We start from the raw sequence: 11442 nt of genomic DNA, 5'->3' as shown, positions 1-11442 counted from the left end.
TCATTGGGTCATCCGCCCGCGCGGGGTCACCGCGGGGTCACTCTGCGGCGGATGCTCCGGCGGGGCAAGCCGCCAGTCACACCTGAAGGGGGGAACCGATATGAGACATCTGGCCCTGGCCGTTTTCGCCATGTTCTTCGCAGCTGCCGCAATGGCGGATGAGATGATTTCCTATACCACCGATGAAAGCTTTGAAGATGTCGTCTTCGGGCTTGAAAATGCCATCGTCGATGCCGGGCTGGTGGTGGATTCGGTGTCGCACACCGGCGCCATGCTGGAACGCACACGCGCCGATCTCGGCTCTGAGGTGAAAATCTTCGAAAACGCCGACATCTATTCCTTCTGCTCCGCCGCCGTCTCGCGCCGGGTGATGGAAGCCGACCCGATGAACGTGGTCTTTTGCCCCTACAATATCTTCGTCATCCAGATGCCGGACGATGCCAAGGTGACTATTGGCTTTCGCAAATTCCCCGAAGGACCGATGAAGGAAGTCGAAGCCCTGCTTGACGGAATCGCTCAAAGCGCAATTGGCGAAAACTGAACTTCTGCCGCTCCGATCTCTGCATAATTTTCAGGATTTGACCACATTTTCTATCGGCGCGGGCGCCGATTTCATTTTCACAATCCTGGTGAGTGGATAAAGAAAATACCCGCCGATTTGAAATCGGCGGGTATTATTTCTTTGACCTGTTGGAAGGCTTAATGCACGACGGCATCCTCGGGCGGCGTGCGGTTTGAACTGCCCACGCGATCCCCGATGATGAGCCCTTCGGGCCCGGCGCTCACCTCGATGGTTGACCCATCCAAAATGTCGCCCGCCAGAAGCGCTTCGGCCAACGGATCCTGCAACGCCCGCTGGATCACCCGCTTCAGCGGCCGCGCACCGAATACCGGATCATAGCCCTCATCAGCCAGCCATTTCTTGGCCGACTCATCAAGCTCGATCCCGATCTTGCGCGCTGCCAGCCGCTTGGCAAGCCGCGCCAGCTGGATATCGACAATCCCGTCCATATCGCCCCGGCTCAGCCGGTCGAAAATGATGGTTTCGTCCAGCCGGTTGAGAAACTCGGGGCGGAAATGTGCCCGCACCGCGTCCATCACATCACGCTTGGCATCGCTGGCATCGGCTGTCTCGGGCAATTGGCTCAGCGCCTGCGCCCCGAGGTTGCTGGTCAGGATGATCAGCGTCTGCTTGAAGTCAACCGTGCGGCCATGGCCATCGGTCAGCACGCCGTCGTCCAGAACCTGCAACAGCACGTTGAACACGTCCGGATGCGCCTTTTCAACCTCGTCGAACAGCACGACCTGATAAGGCCGACGCCGCACCGCTTCGGTCAGCACACCCCCCTCGTCATAACCGACATAGCCCGGAGGGGCGCCGATCAGACGGGCAACCGAATGTTTTTCCATGAATTCGGACATGTCGATGCGAACCATCGCATTGTCGTCATCAAACAGGAACTCGGCCACCGCCTTGGTCAGCTCGGTTTTCCCCACACCTGTCGGCCCGAGGAACAGGAACGAGCCCAGCGGGCGGTTTTCGTCGTTGAGACCCGCACGCGCCCGGCGCACCGCATTGGCTACCGCCTTCACGGCGGCGTTCTGACCAATCACGCGCTTGTGCAGATTGGCTTCCATGCCCAACAGCTTGTCGCGTTCACCTTCCAGCATCTTGCCGGCCGGTATACCGGTCCAGCGTTCGACGACCTGTGCGATCTGTTCGGGGCGCACGGCCTCTTCCACCATCACGCCATCGGCGCCGACACTTTCGGCCTCGCCAAGCTGCTTTTCAAGCTGCGGAATAACGCCATAGGAAAGCTCACCCGCCTTCGCCAGATTGCCCTCGCGCTTGGCGATGTCCAACTCGGCGCGTGCCCGGTCCAACTGCTCCTTGAGATCACGTGCAAGGCCCAGCTTGTCGCGCTCACCCTGCCATTTCGCGGTCATCTCGGCGGATTTGTCCTGAAGATCGGCCAGTTCCTTTTCCAACGTCTCAAGCCGATCCTTGCTGGCCTGATCGTCTTCAAGTTTCAGCGCCTCGACCTCGATCTGCATTTGCAGGATATTACGGTCAAGCTGGTCCAGTTCTTCGGGTTTGCTGTCCACTTCCATGCGCAGACGGCTCGCCGCCTCGTCCATCAGGTCAATCGCCTTGTCCGGCAAGAACCGGTCGGTGATATAGCGATGCGACAGCGTCGCCGCCGCCACAAGGGCAGCATCCGAGATCCGCACACCATGGTGCAGCTCATACTTTTCCTTGATGCCGCGCAGGATCGAAATGGTATCTTCCTCCGTCGGCTCCTCGATAATCACCGGCTGGAAGCGCCGCGCCAATGCCGCGTCTTTCTCGACATACTTGCGGTATTCATCCAGCGTGGTGGCACCGATACAATGCAATTCCCCACGCGCCAGCGCCGGCTTGATCAGGTTGGCAGCGTCCATCGCACCATCCGACTTGCCCGCGCCCACCAGCGTGTGCATCTCGTCGATGAAAAGAATGATTTCCCCGGCCGCATCCGTGACCTCGTTGAGAACTGCCTTAAGCCGCTCCTCGAACTCACCGCGATACTTCGCGCCTGCGATCAAAGCGCCCATATCCAGCGCCATCAGCGTCTTGTTGCGCAAGGATTCCGGCACGTCGCCGTTGACGATGCGCAGCGCCATGCCCTCGGCAATCGCGGTTTTACCCACGCCCGGTTCCCCGATCAGCACCGGGTTGTTCTTGGTCCGGCGCGACAGAACCTGCATCGAACGACGAATTTCCTCGTCACGCCCGATAATGGGGTCAATCTTGCCCTCACGCGCCGCTTCAGTCAGATCGCGGGCGTATTTCTTCAACGCGTCATAGCCTTCCTCGGCGCTCGCTGTGTCGGCCGTGCGCCCCTTGCGCACATCATTGACCGCCGAATTCAGCGCCTGCGCGTTTACCGCCCCGGCTTCCAAGGCGTCCTTGGCCCTGGATTTCACCATGCAAAGCGCCATCAACAGGCGTTCGACCGGCACGAATGAATCCCCGGCCTTCTTGGCGATCTTCTCGGCCTCGTCCACCACCTTCACAAAGGCGTTGTCCATATAGACCTGCCCGGCATCGCCGCTCACCTTGGGGATCTTGCCAATCGCCAGATCCACGGCCTCGGCCACGCGTTCTGGCGCGCCGCCCGACGCCTTGATCAGATTGCTCGCCAGCCCCTGATCGTCGTCCATCAATGCTTTCAACAGATGTTCAGGCAACAGACGCTGATGGTCTTCGCGCATCGCAATCGTTTGTGCCGCCTGAATAAAACCGCGCGACCGCTCGGTGAACTTCTCCAAGTTCATGTGCTCTCTCCTATTACAAGCTCTCCCGTGTGGCGCACCCTTCTCAAAGGCATACGTCGGTCGGGAACCTCTGAAATCTAGATGGGAGGCAAATTCACTGCCTTCAAGATGACATGTGCGAATTTTCGCACGTGTTTACACATTTTTGTGACATCCCTTTGGAACAATGGGCCTGCACCCCAAGTTATCCACAGGAAGGCGAACATGCCTTCGAGCAGATGGAGAAGACCCATGCAGACGGAAAAGCTTCAGATTGCCGATATCCGTTACAACCCCGAGCGCGCCGGTTTCGAAGCCTTGGTAACGGTGCACGAGAATGGCTATGCCACACACTACCCGGCCTATCTCTCTGCGCCCCTACAGGCCGATTTCGATATGATCTCGCGCGGCCTCACCAACAAGGCTCTGGCTGCACATCGCTCCCGCCGCCCCGGCATGCGCATGCAACTGCGCCCTCTGGTGCCCCAGTCAGAAGCGCCCTACCCCATGGCCGCCTGACAACCCCGTATCTGTAGGGTGGGGACTGAACCCACCCTACACGCAAGCGACTGGACCAGCGCGCGCCGCCGCCCCATACTCGCGTCATGTCAAAGCTCGCCGATATCCGCGCCCGTTCCCGCCTGCCCGACCTTTTCGAGGGACAGCTACAGCATCTTGGCATCGCCTTCCTGATGACCCTCGGCGCTTTCTCACTCCTGCGCGATACTCCCGGCGCAAGCCTCTTTGGCATCACCGCCGTGACATGGGCCAAGACCGCCATCATCCTCGCCGTGATCCACCAGATCATCGTCGCCATCGTCTTTCGCCTTCAACTTCACCGAACTTCAACTTCACCGAAACTGGCTGACCGAGCGTTTTGGCGAACGCGACATGACCGTCTGGGCAATGATCTTCCTGCCGCTTCTTGTGGCCCGCCCGCTCCTGGTCATCGCCACCGGCTGGGCCGATACGGCGCTGATCACCGGCATTGAAACCATCGAAGTCGTGATTGCCCTTGCCCTCCTCGCCCTTGCGGCCTGGGCGCTGCATTCCACGCTGGTCTATTTCACAATCCCGCGCGCCCTCGGTGGCGATCATTTTCGCGATCACTATGCCGAGATGCCGCTCGTGACCAAAGGTATCTTCGAATTCACCCGAAACGGCATGTATGGCGTTGCCTTCCTCAGCCTCTGGGGCATCGCGTTTTTCTTCGGGTCGTGGAATGCGCTTATCGTCGCGCTGTTCCAACACGCCTATGTCTGGGTCCACATGTATTGCACCGAGAAACCCGACATGGAATGGATCTATGGCACAAGGGGTCACCTAACTCCCCTGCGCGAAGCCGATCCCGCCCCATAAGCTGCGCGCCCGGCGCATCGCCCTTGCCTTCGCGATATCCCCCTGCCAAAAGCGGCCAAATCCAAGGAGTCCGCCGATGTCCCTCGCCCCCGCCGATGACCGCCTGATCGTCGCCCTCGATGTCCCCAACGCCCTTGAAGGTCTCGCGCTGGCCGAAAGCCTCGGCGACGCGGTATCCTTTTACAAGATCGGCCTTGGCATGCTCACCGGCGGCGGATTGGCCCTCGCCAATGAGCTTAAGGAGGAACACGCCAAGCGCATCTTCCTCGATATGAAGTTGTTTGATATCGGCGCAACGGTCGAAGCGGCAGTGCGCGGACTGGCCCAGTTCGATCTCGACTTCCTCACCGTGCACGGCGATCCGCAAGTGGTGCGCGCCGCCAAGGAAGGCGCCTCTGGCAAGGATCTCAAGATCCTCGCCGTCACCATTCTCACCTCGCTTGACCGCGCCGATCTCGACGCTGGCATGATCCGGCCCGGCGACATCACCGAGATCGTGACCGAACGCGCCGAACGCGCCTTCGAGGCCGGAGCCGACGGGGTCATCGCCAGCCCGCATGAGGCCGCCGTGATCCGCGCCCTGCCCAATGCGGCGGGCCGCCTGATCGTCACCCCCGGCGTGCGCCCCACCGGCGCCGACAGCGGCGATCAAAAACGCATCGCCACCCCGGCAAAGGCCCTTGCCGATGGCGCCAATCACATCGTCATCGGTCGCCCCATCTGGCAGGCCCCCGACCCGCGCGCCGCCGCTCAGGCGGTGCTGGCCGAAATGGGCCGGGTCTAAAGGCGCAGCCGCTCTACCTCGCGTGCCATATCCTCGGCCAGCTCGGCAAAGTCGCTGCCATCCATGCCCTGATGCACGGCAAGTCGCAGCGCCGCGACATTCGTCTGAAACCGCCGCGCCAGCCGCTCGGGGTCGGCGGTATCGGGCAATTCTCCGCTCGCGCGGGCCTTGCGAAATGCCTCCGCAAACTCTGCCTGCATCGCCGCAAGATAGACGCGGGTCACCTCGGCAATTGCGGGTTCGGTGGATTGCGTGTCCACTAAGGTTTTCGTCAACATACAGGCCCTGCGGTTCGCATCTTCGGGGCCCATCCGCGCATAGGCGCGAAAGTGATCGGCCAACGCGCCCAAAGCCGAGTCCGCCTGCGCCACCTGATCGCGAAACCCTTGTCGCGACCGCTCAAAATACCGTTCCAGCGCAAGCAGATAGAGCGACTCCTTGTTGTTGAACGCCGCATAGATACTGCCCGGCTTCATCGCCAGCGCCGCCTCAAGATCCTTGAGCGAAGTTGCATGAAAGCCCTTCTCCCAAAACAGCGTAAGCGCAGCATCCAGAGCCGTATCGCGGTCATAAGGCGCGGCGCGCGCCATATCAGACGGCCTCCTTCGCCAACTGGGTCAGGATCTGGCTATAATTTTCCACGCCCTGCGCCCCGGTGACAAGATGCTGACGCTCAAAGACCACCGCCGGAACGCCGCGAATGCCCTGCTGTATCCAGAAATTCTCGGTTTGGCGAACGTCACCTGCAAACCGTTGATCCTCAAGCACCGCCAGAGCCTCGTTCCGGTTCAGACCGATTTCCGAAGCCACGTCGGCCAGAACCGCAATGTCAGACAGATCGCGCCGATCCGTGAAATGGGCGGAAAACAGGGCCATTTTCAGGTCATGCTTGCGCCCCTGCGTATCGGCCCAATGCAGCAATTGATGGGCGTTGAACGTGTTGTGCATGCGCATGTCCGCACTGAACTGAAAATCAAACCCCAGCGTGTCACCCAGCGCCGTCATCTGTGCGCGGCTTTGCTCGGATTGCTCGGGCGTCGAGCCATATTTTTCGACGATATGCTCGCGCATGTTCTGCCCTTCGGCTGGCATTTCCGGGTTCAGCTCAAATGGGTGCCAGTGGATCTCGTGCGGTGTGCCCGTCGCCTCCAACGCCTGCGCCAACTGGCGGTATCCAATGATGCACCATGGACACATCACGTCAGACACGATGTCGATCCTCAGGGGGGAAGTATTCGTCATATCACGCGCTCCTGTCATGCCGTGCGTTGTTGTGGATGTTGCGACCGCCACGCGGCCAACAATACCCAAAGATAAGTGTTACAGGCGCCGCCCGCCACCGGTCGCGCCCAAATCGCGCCCGAAACCGGCCAATCACCCTCCCTAGCCCGATGCCGCCCCGCAGGGCGGCAACGCCAGAATATCAAAATCCCAGTGCCGAAAAGGTCTCACTCGGCCGCAACTGCGCTCCGCTCCCAGGCAAACTTCTGGAACACCGTATCGACAGGTGTCTGCGCGAAGTGGTTGGTGTAATTCGACATCACCTTCTGCGACACGCCCAATATGACCTCGAGAATGTTGCGGGTATCAAACCCGGCATCCAGAAATGCCTGCGTGTCCTCATCGCTCACGAAACCACGGTTGCGCACGACCTGAAGGGTGAAATCGCGCAGCGCTTCCAGCTTGGCCGTGGGCAAAGGTGTCTCGTTGCGCAGCGCCTCGGTGATGGCGTCATCCACCTTCATCATTTTGGCGATACCGGTATGCGCGGGCACACAATAATGACAGTCTTGCTCAACGTTTACCGCCTGCCAGACCACGGTTTTTTCTTCGTCAGTCAGGCTGGTTGCCATGAACTGCTGGTGGGCAAAGCTATAGGCCGCCAACAATTCGGGCGCATCGGCCATCGTGCCATGCAACCCCGGAATGCGACCGTTGTTTTTCAGCGATGTCTCAAGCAGCGGTTTGCCGGCCTCGGGAGCAGTTTCAATAGTGTGAATGGGAAAAGTAGCCATGATGATTTCCTAAGCGTTGTGGGGTGGGCCTATCTGCCCTGCCACCTGCCTAGGCTTATTTGAGCGATCACTCAATGCTTGATTTGAGCAATCACTCAAACGTGAGTTTCGCCGCCCATGATCCCGCCGCCCATGATCCGGCTCACCTGCCCCTGCCTGTCATTCCTCGTTGATATCCTTGTCCCAGAGCTTCTTCTGCCCCTTGCGAACGCCCTCCATCCTGCGCAGCACCAGCCACGCAATCAGCGAGGCAACCGCGAAGATCAACAGCGTCATCGACACCGATGTGGTCAGCGTCGCCGCGACAGAGCCGCCCAACGCCAGCAGCACCCCCACCACGACGGCACCCACGGCGAACCCCAGAAAGATGAAGCCGGGGGCAAACACTTCCAGAATGCCCAGAACGATACCGCCCGCGACCCAGACCCACCACACGTCCCAAGTCATCCGCGCGATCCCTTCAGCATATTGAACGCATCGCCAAACGCATCGAGCACATTGGTCGGCAACAACACGGTCTGCTTGCCCGCGCCTTCACCCACCTTGACCAGCGCCTCCACCTGCTTCAGCGCCACCTGATACTGCGCCGCTTCAAGCCCGTTCGCAGCAATCGCCTCGGCCACAACCCCGGTGGCATAGGCCTCGGCGTCCGCCGAAATCCGGCGCGCCTTGGCCTTCTGCTCTGCTGCATAGAGCTCGGCATCGGCATTCAACTCGATGGCCCGCTTCGCACCCTCGGCCCGCGTCACCGCGGCACGGCGCTCGCGCTCGGCGTTCAACTGCTGCAACATCGCATCGCGCGTCTGCGTATCAAGGTTCACATCCAGAATCTCGGCGCGGGTGACTTCAATGCCCCAGTTATCCACCGCATCCGCCACCTGCTGCTTGATCTGGCTGATCAATTGCTGGCGGTTACTTTGCACCTCGTCCAATTCCATCTCACCGATCCCGGCCCGCACAATCCCGGCCACGGTCGTCGCAATCGCCGCATCCACATCACGGATCCGGTAAACCGTCTTTTCCGGCTCCAGAATGCGGTAAAACACGCTGGTTTCCACTTGCACCAGAACGTTGTCCTTGGTGATCGCGTCTTGATTTGCCGATGGCAGCTGACGCTCCAGAATGGAAATCTTGTGCCGCACCTTGTCGAGAAATGGCACGATAAAGTTGATCCCTGGCCCCAGAACCGCGCGCAACCGGCCAAACCGCTCAACCACATGTTTTTCCGATTGCGGCACGATCCGCACACCAAGAAAAATGCAAACAATTATAAATACCGCCAGAAGCAGCAGAACGACGTTCCCGTTCGCCACTTCGTTGATAATCTCTTCAGGAGTCATAGAAAGAACCTCGCTTCCAACATACGCCCGGTATATTGAGGCTCCCGCTCGAAAAGGAAAGCGCAAACGCGCCCGCGTTTGCCCTTCGGCGCCGATTGCTCGCGCGCGGCATCGGGCGTATCGTGGCGCCATGCCCGCCCTTTGCCGCTCCTGTCTGCACGAATTTGAGTCCGGCACCCGCTGCCCGGTCTGTGCCGGTCCGCGCGTGGTGGCGCATCCCGAACTGTTCGACCTTTCGATTGCCCATATGGATTGCGACGCCTTCTATGCCTCGGTCGAAAAGCGCGACAATCCCGAACTTGCCGCCAAACCCGTCATCATCGGCGGTGGCCATCGCGGCGTGGTCTCGACCGCCTGTTACATCGCGCGCATTCGCGGTGTGCGCTCTGCGATGCCGATGTTTCAGGCGCTCAAACTCTGCCCCGACGCGGTGGTGATTCGCCCACGCCTGGCCGCCTATGTCGAAGCCTCCAAGGCGATCCGCGCCATGATGGACGAACTGACCCCCGATATCGAACCGCTCTCGCTTGACGAAGCCTTCATGGACCTGTCGGGCACCCGGCGCCTGCATGGGCACCCGCCCGCCGTCATGCTTGCCCGCCTGATCAAACGGATGAAGGACGAACTCGGCCTCACCGGGTCCATCGGTCTCAGCCACAACAAGTTCCTCGCCAAGATCGCGTCCGATCTCGACAAGCCGCGCGGCTTTTCGGTCATCGGGCGTGCTGAAACCGCTGACTTCCTGCATGATAAACCGGTCCGTTTGATCTGGGGCGTTGGCGCCGCGATGCAGGCTCAGCTTGACGCCGCCGGTATTCACCGGTTCTGCGATCTGTTGCGCTGGGACAAAACAGATCTGCACGCCCGTTTTGGCGCCATGGGCGACCGGCTCTGGCACCTCGCGCGCGGTCAGGATGCGCGCCGCGTCTCCTCTCATACGCCGATCAAATCCATTTCCAACGAGACGACCTTTTATGAGGACACCTCTGATATCGACCTGCTCGACGGCCATATCTGGCGGCTGGGCGAAAAAGTATCCGACCGGGCCAAGGCACGCGGCCTCGCGGGGCGTGTCGTTACGCTCAAACTCAAACGTGCCAATCATGCAATCCTCACACGTCGTATCTCCCTGCGTGACGCCACCCAACTGGCCGACACGATCTACCGCTCCGCCCGCGCGCTGCTCGACGCCGCCGAAAACCAAGGCCCCTACCGTTTGATCGGTGTCGGCATCTCCGATCTGATCCCCGAGGACCAGGCCGACCGTTCCGGCGATCTGCTCGACCCGCAGGCCACCAAACGTTCCGAAGCGGAACGCGCCACCGACGCAATCCGCGCCCGTTTCGGCGCCGATGCGATCGTCAAGGGCCGCTCGCTGCGCCGCTGAGGCCCGAGAGTACGCTCAATTAGCTAATTTTCCCCTAAGATCTGCCCCGTCCCCCCGGTGCACACAAAACAGCCATCCGGCAGCCGCAAGTCACCCCCCCGATTCGCCTCTCTGGCGGCTCGGTTAACCAGGCGGGCCGCAGGTATCACCGCCGCTTAACCCGGACAGCCGCTTTACGACCCTTTTCCTCGAAGAAATGCCCCCATCCCGCCGCCAATCACCCGCCACGACAGTGCAGACAATAGCCCCAACGCGCGGTGAGCGGGGGTCTGGCAGGGTGATCCTTTCACCCGCGCCAGACGGGGTTGGGCGGGCGGGCCCCCGAACCGCGCGTTTCTCGCGCAGCAAAGCCCACCAGACCGGCCGGGGGCATACGCCCTATTCCGCGGCCAGCTTCTCTTGGTGCGCAGCCCCGATGCTGGCAATCTCGGCCACAACGCGCCGCATCAATGTTCTGAACTCATTGAAGTTTTCGTTTGGCTTCACCAGGGCCTCGTTCATATAGAGCGCGCGATCAATCTCGATCTGAACCGCATGTTGACGGCGCGCGGGGCGGCCATAATGCTGCACGATATAGGCTCCGGCAAAGGGTGCATTTCGCACCACGGTCAACCCCGCCGAAGCAAATGCCGACTCGATCCGCTCGACGATTTCACTATCCGCGCTGGCGCCAAACCGGTCGCCGATGACAATCTCGGGCCGTTTGACCACACCGCGCGCGATCGCGTCCATCGCCTCGTGCGGCATCGAATGACAATCCACCAGAATCGCCTCGCCAAAAAGGGCGCGCGCCTCGTTAAGCTGTCGCCCCAGCATCTCGTGATATGGTCTCCAGTAGAGATCGATGCGCCGTTTCGCCTCTGCCATCGGCAACTTGCCACGATAGATCGCCCGCCCCCCCGCCACCACCCGCGGGATCACACCAAGACCCGATGCGATGCGCGGATTGTGCCCTTGCCGACTGGCCCCTTCGATAAGTGCGGGGTCCAACTCTTCGGCGCTGCGGTTGAGATCGACAAATGCCCGCGGCGCCCCCGCGCGCAAAAACGGAGCACCAAATTGCGGCGCGCAGTCAAACAGCCGATTGACAAACGCATCCTCCGAACTGCGGATGGACAGCTTGTCAAGTTCGGTCCGGCGCAGGAATGACCACGGATAATCGTCCCCCGAATGCGGCGAGGCGAACACCACGGATGTGCTCCGCGTTTCGGGGTGAATCAGATCATAGGCGACCTTGGGCATGGCATCTCCTTGACACAT

12 protein-coding genes are annotated in these 11442 nt (G+C 60.7%); 5 read left to right on the top strand and 7 right to left on the bottom strand.

Annotated elements, in window-relative coordinates:
- The first annotated feature begins 100 nt into the window (after positions 1 to 100).
- Positions 101 to 541, top strand: a complete 441-nt coding sequence (locus LZG00_15035; protein ID MCF3595309.1) for a DUF302 domain-containing protein — start codon at positions 101 to 103, stop codon at positions 539 to 541.
- A gap of 158 nt (positions 542 to 699) precedes the next feature.
- On the opposite strand, the gene clpB is transcribed toward LZG00_15035, so the two are convergent.
- Complete coding sequence (gene clpB, locus LZG00_15030; protein MCF3595308.1) at positions 700 to 3318, bottom strand: ATP-dependent chaperone ClpB; 2619 nt, start codon at positions 3316 to 3318, stop codon at positions 700 to 702.
- 231 nt (positions 3319 to 3549) lie between these two features.
- Here clpB and LZG00_15025 point away from each other — a divergent pair, with 231 nt between their 5' ends.
- The 3 genes from LZG00_15025 to pyrF all read left to right on the top strand — a co-directional run bounded on the left by LZG00_15025 (position 3550) and on the right by pyrF (position 5440).
- The gene (locus tag LZG00_15025; GenBank protein MCF3595307.1) at positions 3550 to 3816 is read left to right on the top strand and encodes a hypothetical protein; all 267 of its coding nucleotides are present in this window, start codon (positions 3550 to 3552) and stop codon (positions 3814 to 3816) included.
- Positions 3817 to 4188: 372 nt separating this feature from the next.
- Positions 4189 to 4656, top strand: coding sequence for a phosphatidylethanolamine N-methyltransferase family protein (locus LZG00_15020; GenBank protein MCF3595306.1), 468 nt, complete (start codon positions 4189 to 4191; stop codon positions 4654 to 4656).
- A gap of 76 nt (positions 4657 to 4732) precedes the next feature.
- Positions 4733 to 5440, top strand: a complete 708-nt coding sequence (pyrF, locus tag LZG00_15015; GenBank protein ID MCF3595305.1) for an orotidine-5'-phosphate decarboxylase — start codon at positions 4733 to 4735, stop codon at positions 5438 to 5440.
- Here the strand turns inward: pyrF and LZG00_15010 are convergent.
- The 5 genes from LZG00_15010 to LZG00_14990 form a co-directional block, all read right to left on the bottom strand.
- Positions 5437 to 6030 carry a TetR/AcrR family transcriptional regulator gene (locus tag LZG00_15010; GenBank protein MCF3595304.1) on the bottom strand — a complete coding sequence of 198 codons (594 nt, stop codon included), beginning with the start codon at positions 6028 to 6030 and terminating at the stop codon, positions 5437 to 5439. The genes pyrF and LZG00_15010 overlap by 4 nt on opposite strands.
- A gap of 1 nt (position 6031) precedes the next feature.
- Positions 6032 to 6682 carry a DsbA family oxidoreductase gene (locus LZG00_15005; protein ID MCF3595303.1) on the bottom strand — a complete coding sequence of 217 codons (651 nt, stop codon included), beginning with the start codon at positions 6680 to 6682 and terminating at the stop codon, positions 6032 to 6034.
- Between the two features lie 206 nt (positions 6683 to 6888).
- Complete coding sequence (locus LZG00_15000) at positions 6889 to 7455, bottom strand: carboxymuconolactone decarboxylase family protein (GenBank protein ID MCF3595302.1); 567 nt, start codon at positions 7453 to 7455, stop codon at positions 6889 to 6891.
- A gap of 159 nt (positions 7456 to 7614) precedes the next feature.
- Complete coding sequence (locus LZG00_14995) at positions 7615 to 7902, bottom strand: hypothetical protein (GenBank protein MCF3595301.1); 288 nt, start codon at positions 7900 to 7902, stop codon at positions 7615 to 7617.
- Complete coding sequence (locus tag LZG00_14990) at positions 7899 to 8795, bottom strand: SPFH/Band 7/PHB domain protein (GenBank protein MCF3595300.1); 897 nt, start codon at positions 8793 to 8795, stop codon at positions 7899 to 7901. The genes LZG00_14995 and LZG00_14990 overlap by 4 nt, the downstream gene beginning before the upstream one ends.
- A gap of 130 nt (positions 8796 to 8925) precedes the next feature.
- Here LZG00_14990 and LZG00_14985 point away from each other — a divergent pair, with 130 nt between their 5' ends.
- Positions 8926 to 10182, top strand: a complete 1257-nt coding sequence (locus LZG00_14985) for a DNA polymerase IV (protein ID MCF3595299.1) — start codon at positions 8926 to 8928, stop codon at positions 10180 to 10182.
- A 378-nt stretch (positions 10183 to 10560) separates the two neighbouring features.
- Here LZG00_14985 and LZG00_14980 read toward each other — a convergent pair whose 3' ends face one another.
- Positions 10561 to 11424: an N-formylglutamate amidohydrolase gene (locus tag LZG00_14980; protein ID MCF3595298.1), complete on the bottom strand. Its 864-nt coding sequence runs from the start codon at positions 11422 to 11424 to the stop codon at positions 10561 to 10563.
- Positions 11425 to 11442 lie beyond the last annotated feature (18 nt).

It is taken from the genome of Rhodobacteraceae bacterium LMO-JJ12 (genome assembly GCA_021555075.1).
In the GTDB taxonomy this organism is placed as follows: domain Bacteria; phylum Pseudomonadota; class Alphaproteobacteria; order Rhodobacterales; family Rhodobacteraceae; genus JAKGBX01.
The sequence above is the reverse complement of the archived record's forward strand: the minus strand, read 5'-3'. Positions and strand labels throughout refer to the sequence as shown.

Bases quoted from the DNA above. Each gene is read 5' to 3' on its own strand.
- LZG00_15035 (MCF3595309.1), top strand. From the start codon at position 101: ATGAGACATCTGGCCCTGGCCGTTTTCGCCATGTTCTTCGCAGCTGCC.
- clpB (MCF3595308.1), bottom strand. From the start codon at position 3,318: ATGAACTTGGAGAAGTTCACCGAGCGGTCGCGCGGTTTTATTCAGGCG.
- LZG00_15025 (MCF3595307.1), top strand. From the start codon at position 3,550: ATGCAGACGGAAAAGCTTCAGATTGCCGATATCCGTTACAACCCCGAG.
- LZG00_15020 (MCF3595306.1), top strand. From the start codon at position 4,189: ATGACCGTCTGGGCAATGATCTTCCTGCCGCTTCTTGTGGCCCGCCCG.
- pyrF (MCF3595305.1), top strand. From the start codon at position 4,733: ATGTCCCTCGCCCCCGCCGATGACCGCCTGATCGTCGCCCTCGATGTC.
- LZG00_15010 (MCF3595304.1), bottom strand. From the start codon at position 6,030: ATGGCGCGCGCCGCGCCTTATGACCGCGATACGGCTCTGGATGCTGCG.
- LZG00_15005 (MCF3595303.1), bottom strand. From the start codon at position 6,682: ATGACGAATACTTCCCCCCTGAGGATCGACATCGTGTCTGACGTGATG.
- LZG00_15000 (MCF3595302.1), bottom strand. From the start codon at position 7,455: ATGGCTACTTTTCCCATTCACACTATTGAAACTGCTCCCGAGGCCGGC.
- LZG00_14995 (MCF3595301.1), bottom strand. From the start codon at position 7,902: ATGACTTGGGACGTGTGGTGGGTCTGGGTCGCGGGCGGTATCGTTCTG.
- LZG00_14990 (MCF3595300.1), bottom strand. From the start codon at position 8,795: ATGACTCCTGAAGAGATTATCAACGAAGTGGCGAACGGGAACGTCGTT.
- LZG00_14985 (MCF3595299.1), top strand. From the start codon at position 8,926: ATGCCCGCCCTTTGCCGCTCCTGTCTGCACGAATTTGAGTCCGGCACC.
- LZG00_14980 (MCF3595298.1), bottom strand. From the start codon at position 11,424: ATGCCCAAGGTCGCCTATGATCTGATTCACCCCGAAACGCGGAGCACA.